Origin of the sequence: Salegentibacter sp. T436 (genome assembly GCF_001932675.1) — a bacterium.
Classification (GTDB): domain Bacteria; phylum Bacteroidota; class Bacteroidia; order Flavobacteriales; family Flavobacteriaceae; genus Salegentibacter; species Salegentibacter agarivorans.
Genome location: NZ_CP012872.1, coordinates 398,412 through 418,287 on the forward strand (window position 1 = coordinate 398,412; position 19,876 = coordinate 418,287).

Consider the following 19,876-nt stretch of genomic DNA (forward strand, 5'->3'; position numbering starts at 1 on the left):
TTACTAATTTTGTCAGATGAGTAAACCATTAGCAGAACGATTACGGCCACAAACTTTAGACGATTATTTAAGTCAGCAGCACCTTATTGGGCCAAAGGGAGCACTGAGGCAGCAAATTCAACAAGGCATTATTCCTTCCATGATTTTTTGGGGGCCGCCGGGCGTTGGCAAAACCACTTTAGCCAATATTATAGCCACTACTTCAGACAGGCCTTTCTTTACACTGAGCGCAATTAGCAGTGGCGTGAAAGATGTTAGGGAAGTGATAGAAAAAGCTAAAAAAAGCGATGGTTTATTCACCACAAAAAATCCTATTCTATTTATTGACGAGATTCATCGTTTTAGCAAATCTCAACAGGATTCTCTGTTAGGCGCAGTAGAAAAAGGTTGGGTTACTTTAATTGGTGCAACTACTGAAAATCCGAGTTTTGAGGTGATCTCTGCCCTACTTTCCCGTTGCCAGGTTTATATTTTAAAACCTTTTACCAAAGAAGATCTGGTAGCACTTTTGGAAAGAGCGATGCGGGAAGATAAAATTATTGCGGCCAAAAATATAAAATTAAAGGAAACCGAAGCTTTACTTAGATTAAGTGGCGGTGATGCCCGAAAGCTTCTCAATATTTTTGAACTTCTCGTTACTTCTTCTGAAGGAAACCTGGAAATTACCAACGATATGGTTTTTAATAGGGTTCAGCAAAACACAGTGCTTTACGATAAAACCGGTGAACAGCATTACGACATTATTTCGGCATTTATTAAATCTATTCGCGGGAGCGATCCCAACGCGGCTGTTTACTGGCTCGCCCGGATGATTGAAGGTGGTGAAGATGTAAAATTTATTGCCCGCAGATTACTAATTTTAGCCAGTGAAGATATCGGAAATGCCAATCCTACCGCCCTGGTTATAGCTAATAACACGTTTCAGGCAGTAATTACCATTGGTTTTCCTGAAGCCCGAATTGTATTGAGCCAATGCGTTACCTACTTGGCAACTTCCCCAAAAAGTAACGCGGCCTATATGGCAATTAACCAGGCACAAAGCGCAGTAAAAAAAACAGGAAATTTATCGGTGCCACTTTCTATTAGGAATGCTCCAACCAAACTCATGAAAGATATTGGCTATGGAAAAGATTACAAATATGCTCACAACCACGAGAATAATTTTGTAGAAGCAGAGTTTTTGCCAGATGAAATAAAAAATACAAAGTTTTATGATCCCGGGAACAATCCGCGGGAAAATGCTCAAAGAGAATTTCTTAAGAAACGCTGGAAAACCAAGTATAATTATTGATTGGCTGAAGCTTTATAAACAAGCTTAACCGATTTATTTTCGGCATTTAAATACTCGACTACCAAATTGCCTCCCTCGTCAAAATAGGCTACGCCTTGCCGGGTGAGGGATTTGTAGATAAAGCTATTTTTCTCACCAGATTTGGCTAAAACAGCAAAAGGTTCCTGGGAATTTTCCTGAAAAAATGAATACCCTGAATCTGATTTTTCAAGAAAATAAGAAATATTATCTTTTTCAAATTCCGATTCCTTTGCTGAATCATTATCTATCATAGGGTTTTCAACCACTACTTCGGCGGGAGCTGTTGCAGGTGTTTGAGCGTCTTCAGGAGCTTCGGGAGCTCTGGTTTCAGGCTTGCTTTGTGCTACTTCAGCTTTTTCGGCAGCTTTCGGCTTCTTATCATTAGCAGGTGCAGTCGCTGCAACTTCACCCTGATTATAGCTGTAATTTAATGCTTCAATATCACTAAAAGCATTCCGCAAAGCTTCGTGATGGGCTGCTTTATAATCTTTTTCCCTGCTTCGCCCCTCTTTGGTTTCAAAAACAATATTACCTCTGCAGTCTTCTAACTGAATCACCAGTTTAGTCACAAATAAACCCGAATTATCTTTTACTTTGGTATTGAGCCCCAGGCAATAATTCTCCTGAAGATCGGCTGGTTTTTCTTCACTTTTCATCAATGTTTCAAATCCATATTTATCAAAGAGAAATTTAGTGAGTGCGTTTAATTGAAATTGATTTTTTTCTTTAGAAAACTCAAACTCTTCAGGAACTATAACATATTTATATTGATCAAGATCTTGCGCAAGCATTGGAATAGAACCAATAAAAAAAGTGATTATAAAAATTATTCTTTTCATTTAAATATTATTAATCATTAAAAATAAGCTGCATCCCCAATTGCAGGGAAGCACTGTGAGCTTTGGCCAAATTAGGGAAAGCCAGCAAATTATTGGCAGCCAGATAAACATTAAATTTATTAAAAGTTCTTGTATACATCAAGCCAATATTAGTTAAAGAATAATCGTCTAAAGAATAAGAGACTTTTAAGCGCTGGTTTTCATTAATTTTTCTATCCCAATAAGTAGTAAAAGCATATACAAAACCTTTTGGCCTCTTTACACCGCTTAGCTGCATTCCCAGCAAATTCATATACCTCACTTTTTTCACACTTAGGTAATGACAGGGTAAAAAAGCGGGGCCAAAACCATATTCCATAGCAAAGTTTGCTTTTATAGGTCGCCAGGTAGTATAAGATTGGTTGGTAGTTTCATCTCTAAGATTTCTATCTACTTCATCTTCAAAATCGTCCCAATATGGTAATGCTTCCTCATTTGCATCCAACTCAGGGAATAGTGGTTCTATCCCGCTGGTTTCATAAGATCCAAAATACCTGTAATTTTCTACATCTTTACGCTGAAAAACAGCACCAAGATCCTGCACAGAACCTGATAGGATAAATTGTTCATGCAAAATATAGGAAAGACCCAAATCCAAGCCGAAACCCACGTTGCCTCCAAAAAAAGACCGACTTAGCAATTCGGCGGTAGCTTGTTCTACGGTCATTCCTTCTTCCTCCTTTAAGGGAGCAAAACCTGAGGTATTAATTAAAACGTTCATATCTACCACTTCGTGATTGTAGACATTTCTACCATCGGGAGTGGTATAGGTGGTAAATCTGCCTGTATTCCCGGTACTTTCGGCATTAAAAATACTGGAATATAATTTTGCCCTCGCACCTACCGTGAGCCGGTTATCAAATTTATGGTTAATTCCCAGGTGATACACTGTCATTATTTCTCCGGTAAAAGACACATCGTCAAAATAGAAAGGTTCGTTTAAATAATCGTTATTCCCTTCGTTGGCCAGAATCGCAGGGTCTTTTGGAAAATAAGAAAACACATCCATTTCCTGGTAAATACCGGTAGACAGATAATTCTTTTTATCTATTTTCCAACCCATAGAAAAGATTTCCAATTGCTGATTTATGGAAAAATAATCCCTGGAATCCATATTGCGCATGGTTTCCTGAATTCGGATATTTATGTTAGTACCATCATTGGCAAAAACATCATAAAGATCGGCTCCCGTAGAACCTGCAGAAAGATGGATTTGTGAAAAAAACGGAATCCCAATATGGCCAGTAAAGTTAATTTGAGCCCCGGGATTACTCATTAAAGTTTGTGGCAAATCGTCTACATTAAACAGTAGCGGTTTGTTTTGGGCTACAACCGTTCCTGAAATAATTAAAAACAATCCTATTAGTCTCCACATCATTAAAATTCAAACGAAAAGAGGCCTTTGGAAGCGAAATCTAATTCCCCTTCAAACTTCGCTGATCCCGGTTGAACCTCTAATTCAACAACCATTTTTATTGTTCTACGAACTAAATGTATACGATTTTCTTCAATAAACTCAAACTGTTCTGTTGTTACGGGATTACCATTAATCCCCGGCTTTATTGTATAGTTTACCGCAAATTGTTCCCGGTTACCATCAGATAAAAATCTTATCTTACTTTCTATCTCGTGGGGAAAAGTATTAATATGCCTGAAATAAAATTCTACTGAGGTAAGATCTTTCTGAATATAATCGTCGTCCAGAAATTCTAAGCGAACTGTATCACTTATATGGTTTCTAACATTTCCGGTAGAAGGATCTTTAAATTGAGATTGGTCTATATCGTAGATAAGAAGATCTATTTGCACATCTGGGCTTAAACTAATTTCCTCTTTTTGGTTAAGATCTATATCTTTTACGCAACCGCATAACACAACCCCAATAAGCACTAGGCCAATACTTCTTAAAATAAATTTTGAAAGTAATTTCATTAGGCACGGCTTTAGGCTGCACTAACGAAATTAACAAAAGAATACTATTACAAATAGGTCTTTAGTTCATTTAACGTTTTTATATGCATTACGCCGATGTTTTCTTTATTTCCATAGTAGTCGAAGAAGATGGGTTTTATCCCACAATTTTGAGCTCCTGTACAATCGGCTTCATAATTATCTCCAATCATAATACTATTTTCGGGGGTAGCTGAAGATTTTTTGAGTGCGGCTTCGAAAATTAATCTATTGGGTTTTTTCACCCCTACTTCTTCAGAAGTAGTGATTGTAGTAAAATACTTACTTATACCGGAATTAGAAAGTTTTTTATGCTGCACCTCTTCAAAGCCATTTGTGATAATATGCAATTCATAACTTTTATGAAGATAATCCAGCACCTCTTTACTACCATCTAAAAGATGATTATGGTCGGGTAGATATTCTATATAATCTATCGCAATATTATTTATTAAATCCTTATCGGCTTCAAATTTTAAAAGATCAAAACTGTCTTTTAACCGCCCGTAGCGTAAAGCTTCTTTTGTAACCTGATCATTTCTATATCGCTCCCAGTATTTAAAATTTACCGGCATATAGATTTTGAGAAAATCGTTTATCTCTAACGGAATATTTCTGAATTTAAAAACCCGCTCAAAAGCAAGGGCAGAATTTCGATCAAAATCCCATAAAGTATGGTCTAAATCGAAAAATATATGATTGATATTACTTAATTTCATAAATCTGTTTTAGTAATGCGTAATAAGCCTGGAAGTTAGAATATTCAGAAAAATCCTGATTTTTAAATACCGCTTTAAAACTTCCACCTACTTTTTTTACTTCAGCAATCATTTTGCCAATATCGCCGGTTAATTGTCCAAAATCTGTATGTTCTACGATATTTGAATTGAATACATAAGGATGAATTTTTAAAGCGAGGGTAGATTCAGTATTAATATCATAAAACAAAAAAGGACTGCAGGTCCCCGCTCTAAAACCGGCAGTTTCAGGATATCCCATAGAATAATCCTGCGGAATTTCAAGCTCTGAGAGGAAATTATAAAACTCAGGAATATTCAAATTATATTTCACATTAATCACGCTATCTAAAGGGGTATGTACGGTATTCTCCATACGCAACTTTTCCTTCCGAAGGGTTTTAAAATCTTCCATTGCAAAATAACCGGGCATTAAACCCACTTTAGCATAATCTCCCACATATTTTATAATAGAGCGATACGGGTTTCGGTTGTAATTAATGTTACGATCGTAAATAGAAAAATCACTAAGCTGAAACATAAACAGTAAAGGAACTTTGTATTCCTTTATAAAGGCAATTAGATCTTCAAAAATATTTATTGGATCTTTTTTAATCCGCATCACTACCTGTATACGATCTAAAACTTTATTAAACTGGAGTTTTATAATATCTAAATGCATTCCTGCTAAACTGCGCAAAAACCCTTTATTCTGAAAATTAAAAACGTGCTCTACTGCTATTATGGCCCTGGTATGAAATTTCCTATTAGCAAGTGAAATTTCCGGGAATCTTTCCAGCAGAATTTCCTTAAATTTATAAGCCCAGATATCTACTACGGGAGTTTTTAAAAATCCTTCCTGAAAACCTACACTTTCTGAAGCAGGAAAACGCCCTAAATCGTCTTTTACGTGCGGTAAATATTCTTCGTACCTACTCAGTAAAAAGAAAGAAGCTGCAAAAATATCAAAAGGCAAAGCACTGTTTTCTGACACTGGGAAAAAGCAATAATTATCGCCCCAGGGCTGTACTTTTATTTCTACCTCGCTTAAACCCTGTTCTAGTAAAAGATCTACTTTTTGCACAAACAATTCGTTTCCCAGGGCTTGTTTCCCGTAAGAAAGTTTCATCCCCTCGTGGGCGATAAATTCTTCAATTTTAGTAGTAAATTTTATAGAAATCCCCAGAACATTGGTGCAAATATGTTTGAAAGTGTAAACTATTCGCGGGGTGATTTTCTGGGTATAAATTAGTAGCATTTAATCAATTTAAAGTACGCCTTCGTCTGCAAAGCTAAAGTATGATTTTTCGGTAACAATAAGATGGTCTAACACCTTTATATCTAAACTTTGCGCGGCAGTTTTAAGCTTTTGGGTAAGTTGCTTATCGGCTTCACTTGGCTTTAAAGTTCCCGAGGGATGGTTATGCGCCAAAATAATAGAAGTTGCACCAACTTCCAGCGCTTTTCTAAGTGTGAGTCGCACATCTACAAGGGTGCCGGTAATGCCACCTTTGCTAAGTTGTAATTGCTCAATAACTTTATTGGAATTATTAAGATAAATAATCCAGAATTCTTCGTGATAAAGTTCGCCAATTATAGGCTGCATCAGCTCAAAAACCGAAGCACTGGAAGTAATTTTCTTCTTCTCTAAGGCTTCTTCTGTTCTTCGGCGCCGGCCCAGTTCCATCGCAGCTACAATACTTATAGCTTTTGCCGGACCAATTCCTTTAAATTCACAGAGCTTTTTTACTGAAAGTTTTCCGAGATCGCTAAGTTGATTTCCTGTAGAAGCTAGAATGCGTTTGCTTAATTGCACTGCAGATTCATTGCGGCTTCCTGAACCAATTAATATTGCGATAAGTTCAGCGTTGCTTAGACTGAGTTTACCTTTATGAAGCAGTTTTTCCCTGGGCCGATCGTCTTCTGCCCAGGATTTAATTCCAAAACCAACCTGATTTTCCTGCCCCATAGTTTTATAAAGATAAAAAATGATTTCTTATCTACAGCGGGACAATTTAAAATGAGGTATTTACCTTAAAACAAAGCTTTCACCTCTTCAATATCTAAACTTCCAAAAGTCCCACTACTCATTAAAAGTAAAACCGAATTTTTAAAATCTTTAGATTCCAATATTTTTTTAAATGCTGAAGTTTCAGAAACCACTTCCAGATTTGGTTCATTGAAGGCATTTTTTATTTCCTCGGGAGAAACAGCTTGCATTTGTTTTTGCGAAATTGCCTCTGGAGAATAGAACACTACAGCTTCATCGGCTTCACTTAAAGTATCCTTATACTGCTGAATAAATTCTGAATTAAGGCTGCTAAAAGTGTGTAATTCTAAACAGGCAATAAGTTTCTTATTGGGATATTGTTCTTTGACCGCCTCTGTGCTGGCTTTCACTTTAGATGGGCTGTGCGCAAAATCTTTAAAAATAATTCCGTTCTCATTTTCATAAATCTTTTCTAACCTGCGGCTGGCACCTTCAAATTCCATCATCGCTTCATAGAAATCGTCTTCATCAATTCCCATATGCTGGCAAATCCATTTAGCACCTGCAAGGTTATTCATATTATGTCTTCCAAAGATTTCTAAAGGCATATCCCCTTCAGAAGTTTCCAGGATTGTTTCTCCATCTTCTACGTGGTACTCAGGGGTAAAATAAGGATGCTTTCTTATTTGATTTTCGGTATTTTCAGCTAAAATTTTCAAAGCTTCATCTTCTTCGTTATAAACGAGGATTCCGCCTTTTACAATAGATTTTATAAAAATTTGAAACTGCTCTAGATAGTTTTCAAAAGCGGGAAACACATTAATGTGATCCCATGCAATCCCACTAAGTAAGGCTATATTTGGTTGATAAAGATGAAATTTAGGACGAAGATCTATAGCTGAAGCCGGGTATTCGTCACCTTCAATGAGCATAAAGTCATTCTCATCGCTTAGATTAATAGTATTTTCAATTCCGCGAACCGGGGCACCAAGCATATAGTCAATTTCTTTCCCATGATAATGCATCACGTGCAATATCATAGCCGTAATCGTAGTTTTTCCGTGAGATCCACCAACTACTACGCGTGTTTTCTCTTTAGAAAGTTCAAAAAGGAATTCAGGATACGAATAAATTTTCAAGCCTAATTCTTCGGCTTTCTTCAACTCGGGATTATCTTTCCTGGCGTGCATACCCAATATCACGGCATCCAATTCCTGTGTTAATTTCTCAGGAAACCACCCAAATTCTTCCGGAAGCAAACCTTTGTTTTGTAAAGCAGATTTTGAGGGTTCGTAGATAGCATCATCGCTTCCGGTAATAATATTTCCTTTTGTGTGAAGTGCAAGGGCAAGACTATGCATAGCACTACCGCCAATTGCTATAAAATGAAGTTTCATTAGATTCTTTTTCGCGCCAGTAATTATGGCAATTTCAACTCTGTTAACTGGTTGCAAATATAGTTAAGACTTTAGGAAAAGCCTTTAGCCTACATCTCTAATATTTGTTGTTTGAGTTTTTCGGCTTCAGGAAAATTAAACTTTGATGCCAGGGCTTTATTTATATGAGTCAAAGCTTGATCCTGATTATTCTTTGAAGCCTGAATTTTAGCAATATGAAAATGGGCCCAGGCCGGCGATTTCAAATCTTTATAATTATAATTTTTTATATACTTTTCAAGAAAATCAACTGCCATTTCCGGCTTCAGATTTAACAAAGCCGCTCTTTCGCCTAATTCATAATTCAGGTAATTACGCGCTACCAGGCTTTTATCTTTATTGGCCGCTTCAAGGGCTTTATTCACTGCTATTTTCATTGCTTCCCGGTCTTCTTCTATTTTATGAATATAAGCCTGCGCCAGGTAAGCATCTACTTTATTTATTGACTGAAGTTCTTTCACATACTGCTGCGCAAGTTCTTTGCTACCACCAATAATAGTTGGTAATTGCATATAAAGTTCTACTAACGCCCTACGGACTTCTGCATGATTTTCATCTAAATCGGCAGCTTTATTCAGGTAGGTTTTAATATCGCCCAGCATTAAAGCCGCTTTAAATTTAGATGCTTCCATAGCTTTCATTCCCATGGCTCCGCCAAGTTTGAAGTTATAAGCCGAAGAGTTAGGCTGGTTTTCCACCAGTTTTTCATAATAATCTATTGCTTCATCCCATTTTTTCTCAAAACTGGCAATATCACCAAGGTATTCTATGGCCTTTAAATTCTCCTTGTGCTCTTTAAAAACCTTCTTTGCCTGCTTAATTTGGTTTTCATTAAGATATTTCTCCCCGGTTTCTATAGAAGACTGAGCTAAAACAGGCGTTAAAATTGAATAGAGAATTATACTGAATATTAAGAATTTGTTAGTCATCCTATTAATTTTTTCATAAATTTATCGCGAATTTCGACCTAAAGCATCAAGTAACGTTTAACAAAAAAATATAGAACCAAAATAAATGGTAAAATTTGTTAAAGTACTGCTTAGTTTACCTCACAATGTTAAAAATTATTTTAATATTTGTGCTGCTAAAATTATTTAAACCTAATACTAATAATTGAATTTTAACACCTAGCCTATGCAAAATTTTACTTTTGGGAGGAAGGGAACAAATTGGTTCCTTTTCGCCTTTGTATTGTTAATTGGAACCTTGCCTTCATTTGGGCAAGAAGACTGCCCCGAAGCAGGGGATTTCCCTGCTACTCAAGATTTCTGTTATCTTGAAACAATTGATGATTTAGATACCGACGGTAACCCGGTATTTCAAACGAATCAAGTTGGTGACAACCAGCCTATTCCTGGGGATGAGCTTCTAGAAGGAACTACTTATTATATTGGGGGTGAAGATTGTGCTCCCGAGAATAGATTGCCTTTAGAAGTAAATGTAACTAGTGCGCCACGACCAGTAAACCAAATTACCGAAAGCCGTACCCAGGGATTCGAATTTACCACCTGTGCTTCAGAAGATTTTGATTCTGAAGATTTAGCATCATTATTTGAAGCAGATACGGATTACGTCATCGAAGTATACGAGTCCGAATTCGGGGAAACTCCATATAACGGAGTGTTAAATCCAGGAGGGAGTTATTTCGTAGGACAAGTTTCTACAGGTAATGATTGCCCATCTCTAAGAACTGCAGTAGGTTTCAATCCTAATGAAATTGAAGGTCCAGATGCCGAAGCTACACAAACCTTTTGTGAAGAAGCTACTGTTGCAGACCTTGTTGCTGAAGGAACTTATGATGACACTCAAGCCATTAGATGGTACCGGTCACAAACCGCAAACTCACCGATTTCAGCAGGCACACAACTAATTAATGGTGTAACCTATTTCGCCGCTCAGGTTGTAAATGAAAGAGGAAGTGTAACGCCTCCCTGTGAGACTCCTTCAGGAGAAAGAACTCCTGTTGAAGTTACTTTGGAAGAGCCAGAAATCATCAATACAGTTAATGCAGAAGTTTGTGTTGATGATATAATGGAAAATCCAGATGCTGATGATTTTGAAGGATTTTTCTTAAATCTAATTGGAAATCCAGGAGCCGGAACTTTCGATCCTATTCCAGCGGACTTGGTTGCTCAATACGAAACTAATCCTATCGACACTTTCACTACTACATACACAATAGATGGTGAATGTGAAGCGATAACAGCTTCAGTAACTGTTTTGGACACTGAAACAGCCAACGCGGGAACATTTGATCCTATAACCTTAGATTGTGAAGCTGAGACATTCTATGATCTTACACAATTAAGCAATAACGATCCCAATTACACCGAAGGCGGAACCTTCTCGGGTGAAGGGGTTGAAAACAACCAGTTTGACACTTCCAGTGCAGCTGGCGAATACACTATTACTTATACTGTAGATGATTCAATTGAATGTGTAGAAGGAGAGGATTTTACTGAATTTACTATTACTTTAACAGGAGAACCGCAGGAATCTGAACCAATTCTTGTTAACCTATGTGAAGATGAAGTTGATCCTAATCCTAGTACTTTTGAAGTCAACGCATATTTAAGAAATCTCATAAGCTCCAGAACTACCCTAGATGAGGAAGCGGGTACTTTTAACCCCTCACCGGCAGAGATAAGACAACAGTTTGAAGATCAAAATGGTCTTGGTAATTTAACTACTACATACACCGTAGCAACAGATTGCGGGGAAGCCACTGTAGATATAGATATTGAAATTTCAGAATTATTACCAGCCAATGCTGGAGATTTTGATAATATAACTATAGCATGTGATGCTCCAGAAAGTGTGGATTTAAGTAATTTAGAGAATTTAGATGAAGAGGCTAATTTAGATGGAACATTCACTGGTGAAGGGGTTGAAAACAACCAATTTAATCCATCAGAGGTTGGACCGGGAACTTACCCGATTACTTATAACGTGGATGATTCGGGATTCTGTGTTGTAGCAGGAACTTCTGATTCCGTGACTTTCGACATAATAGTTGAAGAAGCTTCCTCTAGTGAAGTAAGCAGAACTCTATGTGTTTCAGAAGCAGAAGAATTGTTAGCCAACCCTGTTCAGGCTATTGCTTTATTCAATGAACTACTCGAAGAGCAAGGGGATGACATTCCTTCAGATGGGGAATTCACACCTGGTTTACAGAGTGTAATTGGAGATATCTCAGCATATTTAAACAATCCAACGGATGAAGAAACTTTTAATACAGTTTATACTTATGGTGATGAAGATTGCCAGTCTTCTATAGAGATTGCATTGACAATTCAAGAGGACCAGGAAGCAAACGCTGGATCCTTTAATGATGTTACTATTTTCTGTGACAGTGAGCAAACAATTGATCTTACCACTCTAGAAAATTTAGATCCAGATGCTTCTACAGGCGGCACTTTCTCTGGAGTAGGTGTTGAGAACAATCAATTTGATGCTTCAGGACTTGAGGCTGACACTTATGCTATTACTTACTCGGTAGACGAGTCAGCTGACTGCGTTATAGCAGGAACTTCCAGTTCTACTACCTTCGACATAACCGTTGAAAGTGAAGTTGAGAATATTGCACCTATTAATGTATCCTTATGCGAGGATGAAGTGCAAGATGATCCAAGTACATTTGAAGTTAATGCTTATTTAAGAAATCTGGTAAGAGCCAGAACTAATTTAAATGAGGATGATGGAACATTTAATCCTACTCCGGCCGAGATTCGTCAACAGTTTATTGCCACAGACGGGATTGGTATTTTTGAAACCACCTATACAGTAGCAACTGAGGAATGTGGAGATACTACTGTAGATATAAATATTGAAGTACAAGAATTACAAGCGGCTGAAGCAGGTGAGTTTGATGATATCACCATAGCCTGTGAGGCAGAAGATATGATTGACTTAACTGAGCTGACAAACCTAGATGAAAATGCTAATTCAGGTGGTACGTTTACCGGTGAGGGTGTTGAAAACAACCAATTCAATACGTCAGAGATTGGACCGGGAACTTATACTATTACGTACTTCGTAGATGATTCTGCTGATTGTGTCATAGAAGGGACTTCTGATTCTGTAACTTTTGATATTACAATTGAAAGCGGAGTTCAAAATATTGAACCTATTAATATTACTTTATGTGAAAACGAAGTAGAAGATGATCCTTCTGCTCCCGGAATAAGAGAATTCTTATTAGCCCAGGTAGCTCAAAATTCAGATTTAGATTTGGATGGAGATTTTAATCCTACTCCAGCCGAGATCCGTCAACAGTATATTGCTGCAGATGGGATTGGTGTTTTTGAAACCACTTATACTCTAGAAACTGAAGAATGTGGAGTTACTTCCTTAGATATTAATATTGAAGTACAAGAACTGCAAGCTGCTGAAGCGGGTGAAATTGATAATATCACTCTAAACTGTTTTAATACAGGAATAATTATTTTAGATGATTCCATTTTAGACGAAAATGCTAACACAGGTGGAACTTTCACAGCAGAGGAAGGAGTCCTTAATGAAGATGGTAATTTTGATCCATCTATCGGCGCGGGAACATACACTATAACTTATAATGTTAATGATTCTGCAGATTGTGTGATAGAAGGAACTTCTGATTCTACAAGCTTCGATATTATTGTATCTGAAGATTTAGAAGCGTTAAATCCAGTTTCTGTCATCTTATGTGAAGATGAAGTTCAGGATAACCCTACCGAGGTGCAAATTAGATCATTCTTTACAAATCTAGTTGCTAACAACACAAGTCTTGATTCAGGTGGAAATTTTGATCCAAGCCCAGCAGAAATTTTGACACAGTTTGAAAACCAAAACGGCCTTGGAATATTCGAAACCGAATATACCGTAGACACTGGCGATTGTGGAATTGTTTCAGTCATGCTAACGGCAGAGGTTACTCCTCTACAGCAAGCTGATGCGGGAGAGTTTAGTGACATTGAAATTTGTACTACAGATGATGAAATCCAATTATCAGCAGGTCAAACTGACGGCATTGAAGGAGGTTTCTTTACAATAGACGGAGAAGTTATTGAAGGAGGAATATTTAATCCTACAATAATGGAAGAAGGTGATTATGATGTTACTTATACAATTAATGAAGATACTGCTTGTGTAGAGGGTGAAGCTTCTACCTCCTTTACGATTAGTATTTTTGAAGGTCCGAATGCAGGAAGCGACTTAGCACTATCGTATTGCGAAAGCGAAATCGAAGAGCTTATCGCGAATCCTGGGGAAGCTCAAAACTTCTTAATCACTTTACTTGAAAATCAAGAGGAAGATGTTGATTTGAGGGGAGAATTTGATGCAAATGTAGAAGAGCTTTTCGCTTACTACAATAACGGAGATTTCTCTCAACCCTTTGTTGCAACATATACCGTTGCTAATGAAAACTGTGAAGACAGTGCTCAAATTTCAATTACTATCAACGAGATTGAAGAAGCAAATGCAGGAGAATTCGATGATTATACATTCTGTACAACAGATGAAAATATAGATCTCAACAATGAAATTACCGGCACTATGGGAGGTATGTTTACTATTGAAGGTGAAATAATAGAAAATGGAATTTTTGCACCTTCTACATTTGAAGCCGGAAATTACACAGTAACTTATACAGTGGATGAAAATTTAGACTGTGTTGAAGGAGAAGACTCAACAACCTTTGAAATTGAATTAATCCAGGGTGTTAGTCTAGGCCAGGACAGAACGATTGAACTTTGTATAAACGAAATTGATCCAGAACCATCTGTTCTTGACGTTAGAAATTATTTCCGCAATTTACTTGGAAGTAATTACTCGGAGGATGGCACTTTTGAACCTTCTATTGCAGAAATAAGAACTTCATTCCTTGAAAACCCTATCGACACGTTCACAACTACTTTTAGTGTTGGTGAAGGAGAGTGTTCGGATTCAGTTGAACTTTCAGTAGTAGTATATGCTCTTGAAGAAGCCAATGCTGGAGAAATTGAAGACTTAACCATTTGTTCTACTGAAGAAGATATAGATTTATATTCCCTTATCTCAGACGAAGCGAATGAAAATGGGTATTTCGAAGGTTACGAAAACGGAATTTTTAGTCCAACTATGAACGAGGCTGGTAGTTATGAAATCACCTATGTGGTTGACTCAACAACTGCATGTGTAGAAGGAGAAGATAGCACAACTTTCACCATTGAAGTACAACAAGGTGCTAATGCGGGTGAAGATATGAATGTAACAGTTTGCAGTAATGACGGTCAACAAGATCTTTTCTCATTGATTTCTGCAGATGCGGATACTGATGGCGAATTCACTTTAGAAGGTGAAGTTATAGCAGACGGAATTATGGATCCTTCAGCTTTTGAAGTTGGAACATATGAAGTTATCTATACAGTTACTGCCGGGGAAGATGCTGATTGTGGTGGAGACGATATGTCTACAATCACTATTACTCTTGGTGAAGCTCCTGACGCTCCAACAACTGGTGAAGCGATTGCATTCTGTGCAATAGATGGTGAAACTGCGGCAAGACTTGAGGCAGATGGAACTAACCTAACCTGGTATTCTGATGCAGACCTAACTATGATGGTTAGCGAAGAAGACCTGTTGGTAGATGGAGATTACTATGTAACTCAATCATCAGATGAAGGATGCGAATCTGAGGCAGCAGTACTTACTGTTAATATTGTAGATTCTCCTGCTCCTACTATTAGTTCCAATTACGAACTATGTGAGTTTGACAATCCAACAATTGCAGACCTTTCAGCCGAGATCAATGAAAGCGGAGAAGTAACCTGGTATGATTCAGCAGATAGTATGACTGCATTAAGCAACAATGCTACCTTAACTGATGGTATCACTTACTACGCAACACTTATTTCAGATAATGGATGCGAAAGTTCAGAAAGATTAGCTGTTACAGTTACTCTGGAAGATTGTGCTTTACTATTCCCTGAAGCGATTACGCCAAATGGAGATGGTAGAAACGACAGGTTCGTGATTGAAAATATTGAAAGAGAATATCCAAACTTCAATATTACAATCTTTAACAGATGGGGTAATGCAGTTTACAAAGGCAATGCCTCTACTCCTACCTGGGATGGAACTTCTAACCAATCTGGTAGTCTTGGAGACGATGTATTACCAGTAGGTGTATATTTCTATGTGGTAGACTTTAACGACGGAAGCACAGAGCCTCGTCAGGGTAAAGTATACTTGAACAGATAATATAAAAGGATAAACATTAGAAAGAAATGAAAAAAACAATCACAAAATATTTAATATTCGCAGTCGTTATCCTTTTCTCAGTAAAGGGTATGGCTCAGCAAGACCCGCTGTTCACTCAGTATATGTATAATATGAGTGTAATAAACCCGGCCTACGCTACCGATGATCCTGGTATGCTTAACCTGGGGGGTATATACAGATCTCAATGGCAGAATGTTGACGGTGCACCAAGCACCGCCAACTTCTTTGCCCACACTCCAATTAGTGAAAGAGTAGAACTTGGTTTAACCGTAGTTCATGATGAAATTGGTGGTATTGTAAAAGAAAACAATATTACCGCCGATTTCGCTTACGTAATCCCAACTGGTGGAGAAAGCAAAATCTCTTTTGGTCTTAAAGGTGGTCTTACCACTTTTGACGCAAACCTTTCAGGTTTACGCACTAACGATCCTGGAGATCCTGCTTTGGAAAATGTAAACGAAGTTTTCCCGGTATTTGGACTTGGTGCTTTTTGGTTTGGAGATAACTACTACTTAGGTGCTTCTGCTCCTAACGTGTTTACTTCAAAATACATTGAGAACGAACAGGAGATCGCAGCTTTAGGAGAAGAAGCAATTCACTACTATTTAACCGGTGGATATGTTTTTCAACTAAACCCAGATCTTAAATTGAAGCCTGCTTTTATGGCAAGAGGTGTTCAAGGTGCGCCGTTGGCAGTAGACGTTACTGCAAACGTTTTGTTATACGATAGGTTAGAAGCCGGTGTTGGTTACAGGTTTAATGAAACCATCACAGGACTTGTAAACTTCAAGATCACTCCTTCACTACGTGTAGGGTATGCTTACGATCACTTTACTTCAGAATTCGCTAATTACAATTTAGGTGGAACTCACGAGGTAATGTTGTTGTTTGATCTTGACCTATTTGGCCTTACCAAAGGATATGACAAATCACCTAGATTCTTCTAAAAAACGAATAATATGAAAAATTTATATAGTACCCTTTTTATTCTTTTTATAGGCCTTGCCGCTTTTGGACAAAACGCCGAAATAAAGAAAGCAGATAAATTGTTTGCTCAAAGAGCCTACATTGATGCTGCAGAAGCTTATGAAAAAGTTGTAGATAAAAATCAGGAGGTGCTACAAAACCTTGGAGATGCTTATTTCTACACAAACCAAATGGAAAGTGCTGCGGAAGTTTACCGCACACTTTTCCTTAGACATGAAGATATCACTGAACCTGAGTACAAATTCCGATTTGCACATTCTTTACGTGCTATTGGAGAACAGGAAGAAGCCGATAAGAATATGAGTGATTATACCGGTGAGGATATAAGCTACGAGGAATTTTCGCGTGAATTAGACACCATTGCTCCTCACGTTTATACTACGAACCAAATTATGAACAATAGTGCTTCAGCTGACTTTGGTATTGCGTTTTATGGAGACCGAATTACTTTTGCTTCCACAAGAAATCAGGAACGTCCGGTTTATCCCTGGAACAAGAAACCAACCTTAGATCTTTATTCTGCTGAAATGTCTGAAGACGGTGAACTAAGTGACATCGTTTTATTTTCTGATGAAATTAATACCGATGAGCACGAAAGTTCAGCAACTTTCAGTGAAGATGGTCAGGTAATGTACTTTGATCGTAACAGTGAGAAAAGAGTGAAAAATCAAGAGGGAATAAGAGTTGGACACATTAAAATCTTCCGTGCAGAAATGGTAGATGGTGAATGGGACAATATTGAAGTTCTTCCTTTTACAAGTGACGAATACTCTACTGAGCATCCAAGCTTAAGCGCAGATGGTAGCAAACTTTATTTTGCCAGCGATATGCCAGGTACTGAAGGTTCTTTTGATATTTATGTTGTAGATGTAAATGAAGATGGTACTTACGGTGAACCAGAAAATCTTGGTACTGGAGTTAACACGCCACACCGTGAGCAATTTCCTTACATTAGTGAAGAGGGAGTACTTTACTTCGCTTCAGATGGTCACCAGGGATTTGGTAACTTAGATGTTTTTAGAGCTGAAGGAGATTTCGCTGAAGTTCAAAATCTTGGTAACACGGTAAACAGTGGTCACGACGATTTCGCATTCATTATAAATGAAGAAAATCAAAAAGGATATCTTGCTTCTAACAGAAGAGGATCAGATAACCTTTATGTATTTACCAGAGAAGATTATGTTCCTCCTGTAGTTGATTATGATGATAGAGAAACAAACCTTGAAACAGGAAGACAGCAATTAAGAGATGTTGGAAATATTTATTTCGATTTTGATAAAGCAACTATAAAAGCTGAGTCTAAACCAACTTTAGATAAGGTGGTAAATATTATGAATAAATATCCTGAGCTTAAAATTGAAATTGGTTCTCACGCTGATGCAAGAGGATCTGATAAATACAACATGGGCTTATCTGAAAGACGTGCAGCCTCTACTTTAGAGTATCTTGTTGAAAACGGCATAGCCCGCAGCAGATTAACTTCTAAAGGTTATGGAGAAAGTATGCCGCTTAACGATTGTACTGAACCAACAGGATGTACAAACGAGCAGTATGCTAAAAACCGTCGTAGTGAATTCACTATTATGAATTAAATACTGACGACAGTTAGTAGTTAACTACTAACTAACCAACCAAATGTGAAAGAGGCTGTCTGAAAAGGCAGCCTTTCTTGTTGGATTATTTTGAGGTTTTTATTATTTTCATGTAATGAAAGCTAAAGTTGTATTTAAGACCTATAACCAGTCGCAGTTAAGTCTTTTACCTCCCAGTTATGATGATTTGGTTCCTGTAAATCATCCCGTTAGAATCGTCAATACGATTATTGATCAAATCGACATCGCTGACCTGGAGCGAAGTTACAAAGGAGGTGGTACTTCCAGTTACCATCCTCGGATGCTTCTTAAGGTGATCATCTATGCGTACCTGCGCAATATGTATTCCTCTCGTAAGATAGAACAGGCTCTTCTGGAGAACATTCATTTTATGTGGCTCAGTGGTCAAAGTAAACCTGATCATAATACCATCAATGATTTTAGAGGAAAACGCTTAAAAGGGAAGTTTAAAAATATTTTCAACCAGGTGGTTCTTTTACTGGCTGACCAGGGTGTATTATCTTTAAAGGAACTCTTTGTGGATGGCACTAAGATAGAGGCCAATGCCAATCGCTTTACTTTTGTATGGGGTAAATCTATCAAGAACAGTAAAGAGCGTATTAAGAAACAGCTTCGGGAACTATGGTCTTATGTGGAAAAGGTTTATGACCAGGAACAATTGCTTCCTAATGAGCCTGATTTTGAGGCTATCGATCCGGATGAAGTAGCCAAAACCATTGATGCCATTAATGACGCATTAAAAGATAAGGAGGTCGATAAAAAAGTAAAACAAAAGCTCAACTATGCCAGGAAGAACTGGCCTGGGAACCTGAAGAAATACCAGGAGCAGGAAGCTATCCTGGGAAAACGCAACAGCTATAGCAAGACCGACCCCGATGCCACTTTTATGCGGATGAAAGATGATTATATGCAGAACGGGCAGTTAAAACCTGGGTATAACCTTCAGGCTTCCACCAACAACCAATTCATTACCAATTATACTTTAGCTCAAACCACCGCCGATACCACTACCTTAAAAGACCACCTGCAAGATCATATAGATTCCTACGATCAAACACCTGAGAGCCTTACCGCAGATGCCGGCTATGGCAGTGAAGAGAATTATACCGATTTAGAAGAAAAAGAAATTACTGCCTATGTGAAATACAATTACTTCCATAAAGAGCAACGCGATAAAAAGCACAGAGAAAACCCATTTCATCCGGACAATCTGTTTTATAATAAAGAAACCGATACGTATTATTGTCCGATGGGCCAGGCGATGAAGAAGGTAAGAAGTTATGAGAGTGAAACCACTACCGGTTTTAAGCAGCAAATCCATCGGTATCAGGCCGCCAACTGCAAGGGATGCCCTTTGCGAGGCAGCTGTCATAAAGCCAAAGGGAACAGGACTCTCGAACGTAATCACAACCTGATTCGCCTCAAGGAAAAGGCCAGGAACCTACTGCTAAGTGAAGAGGGAATAGCACATCGCAAAAGAAGATGCTGGGATGTTGAAGCCGTCTTTGGAAATATCAAGCAAAATATGGGCTTTAAGCGGTTTATGTTGCGGGGAATGGATAAAGTAACTACTGAGATAGGATTAATAGCTATGGCGCACAACTTAAGAAAATTCAGTATCGCATAGCAAGGGGGCGCTGCTTTGCCTTTTTTTTATCAGAAAGAAGATTTACAAAAAGAAGAATCGCTTCCTCTTACAAAACATTTATAAAGAAAAAGGGCCATCTAAAT

General features: G+C 37.8%; 13 protein-coding genes. 5 read left to right on the plus strand and 8 right to left on the minus strand.

The features are described from left to right. Positions 1 to 16: 16 nt before the first annotated feature. Entirely contained in the window at positions 17 to 1,291 is a 1,275-nt protein-coding gene (locus tag AO058_RS01835; protein ID WP_075324960.1) for a replication-associated recombination protein A, read from the plus strand. On the opposite strand, the gene AO058_RS01840 is transcribed toward AO058_RS01835, so the two are convergent. The 8 genes from AO058_RS01840 to AO058_RS01875 all read right to left on the minus strand — a co-directional run bounded on the left by AO058_RS01840 (position 1,285) and on the right by AO058_RS01875 (position 9,232). Then, complete coding sequence (locus AO058_RS01840; RefSeq protein WP_075324961.1) at positions 1,285 to 2,151, minus strand: SPOR domain-containing protein; 867 nt, start codon at positions 2,149 to 2,151, stop codon at positions 1,285 to 1,287. The two genes, AO058_RS01835 and AO058_RS01840, sit on opposite strands and share 7 nt — an antisense overlap. Positions 2,152 to 2,161: 10 nt before the next feature. Further along, a complete protein-coding gene (locus AO058_RS01845) occupies positions 2,162 to 3,568 on the minus strand; it encodes a DUF5723 family protein (RefSeq protein WP_075324962.1) in 1,407 nt (468 codons plus the stop codon). Beyond that, the gene (locus AO058_RS01850; RefSeq protein WP_075324963.1) at positions 3,568 to 4,122 is read right to left on the minus strand and encodes a hypothetical protein; all 555 of its coding nucleotides are present in this window, start codon (positions 4,120 to 4,122) and stop codon (positions 3,568 to 3,570) included. The genes AO058_RS01845 and AO058_RS01850 overlap by 1 nt, the downstream gene beginning before the upstream one ends. A 47-nt stretch (positions 4,123 to 4,169) precedes the next feature. Continuing rightward, positions 4,170 to 4,859, minus strand: a complete 690-nt coding sequence (locus AO058_RS01855; RefSeq protein ID WP_075324964.1) for a YjjG family noncanonical pyrimidine nucleotidase — start codon at positions 4,857 to 4,859, stop codon at positions 4,170 to 4,172. After that, complete coding sequence (locus tag AO058_RS01860) at positions 4,846 to 6,135, minus strand: polysaccharide deacetylase family protein (RefSeq protein ID WP_075324965.1); 1,290 nt, start codon at positions 6,133 to 6,135, stop codon at positions 4,846 to 4,848. Before AO058_RS01860 ends, AO058_RS01855 begins: the two co-directional genes overlap by 14 nt. Positions 6,136 to 6,144: 9 nt before the next feature. Next, positions 6,145 to 6,846 carry a RadC family protein gene (gene radC / locus AO058_RS01865; RefSeq protein WP_075324966.1) on the minus strand — a complete coding sequence of 234 codons (702 nt, stop codon included), beginning with the start codon at positions 6,844 to 6,846 and terminating at the stop codon, positions 6,145 to 6,147. Between the two features lie 65 nt (positions 6,847 to 6,911). Continuing rightward, on the minus strand, positions 6,912 to 8,264 hold the full coding sequence (locus tag AO058_RS01870) for a UDP-N-acetylmuramate--L-alanine ligase (protein WP_075327855.1): 1,353 nt from the start codon (positions 8,262 to 8,264) through the stop codon (positions 6,912 to 6,914). An 89-nt stretch (positions 8,265 to 8,353) separates the two neighbouring features. Next, positions 8,354 to 9,232 carry a tetratricopeptide repeat protein gene (locus tag AO058_RS01875; protein ID WP_075324967.1) on the minus strand — a complete coding sequence of 293 codons (879 nt, stop codon included), beginning with the start codon at positions 9,230 to 9,232 and terminating at the stop codon, positions 8,354 to 8,356. A 205-nt stretch (positions 9,233 to 9,437) separates the two neighbouring features. Here AO058_RS01875 and AO058_RS01880 point away from each other — a divergent pair, with 205 nt between their 5' ends. The 4 genes from AO058_RS01880 to AO058_RS01895 all read left to right on the plus strand — a co-directional run bounded on the left by AO058_RS01880 (position 9,438) and on the right by AO058_RS01895 (position 19,772). Beyond that, positions 9,438 to 15,524 (plus strand): gliding motility-associated C-terminal domain-containing protein, encoded by a 6,087-nt coding sequence (locus tag AO058_RS01880; protein ID WP_075324968.1) that lies wholly within the window; start codon positions 9,438 to 9,440, stop codon positions 15,522 to 15,524. Between the two features lie 26 nt (positions 15,525 to 15,550). Beyond that, positions 15,551 to 16,492: a PorP/SprF family type IX secretion system membrane protein gene (locus tag AO058_RS01885; RefSeq protein WP_075324969.1), complete on the plus strand. Its 942-nt coding sequence runs from the start codon at positions 15,551 to 15,553 to the stop codon at positions 16,490 to 16,492. A 12-nt stretch (positions 16,493 to 16,504) separates the two neighbouring features. Further along, positions 16,505 to 18,124 (plus strand): OmpA family protein, encoded by a 1,620-nt coding sequence (locus AO058_RS01890; protein ID WP_075324970.1) that lies wholly within the window; start codon positions 16,505 to 16,507, stop codon positions 18,122 to 18,124. 115 nt (positions 18,125 to 18,239) lie between these two features. After that, the gene (locus AO058_RS01895) at positions 18,240 to 19,772 is read left to right on the plus strand and encodes an IS1182 family transposase (RefSeq protein ID WP_075324881.1); all 1,533 of its coding nucleotides are present in this window, start codon (positions 18,240 to 18,242) and stop codon (positions 19,770 to 19,772) included. Positions 19,773 to 19,876 lie beyond the last annotated feature (104 nt).